Genomic DNA, 307 nt, shown 5'->3' with positions numbered 1-307 from the left:
TACGCCGACTGAGGTTTGCTCAGCCAGGTTTCCCCATTCAGATATCTCCGGATCAAAGGATATTTGCTCCTCCCCGAAGCTTTTCGCAGCTTATCACGTCTTTCATCGGCTCTTAGTGCCAAGGCATCCACCCTGCGCTCTTTTTAGCTTAACCAGTTCGATTTTCATCTGCGGGTGCGGATTACTCATCTAAGATTCATAGCGTTGAATCTCTGGTCTTAGGTTTGTTATCGCTGTACGTTACAGCAACAACGAGTTTATAATTTTCGGTTATATCTGTTACGATATAACACCTCGGATGTCTTGA

Annotated in this window: 1 rRNA gene; it reads right to left on the bottom strand. The window is 45.0% G+C overall.

Annotated elements, in window-relative coordinates:
* Nucleotides 1-154: ribosomal RNA gene (locus NE473_RS30905) — 23S ribosomal RNA — on the bottom strand; the annotation flags it as partial.
* Nucleotides 155-307 lie beyond the last annotated feature (153 nt).

This window comes from Hungatella sp. SL.1.14 (genome assembly GCF_024460495.1).
GTDB lineage: Bacteria > Bacillota > Clostridia > Lachnospirales > Lachnospiraceae > Hungatella > Hungatella hathewayi.
This window is presented reverse-complemented; position numbering and strand designations above follow the sequence as displayed.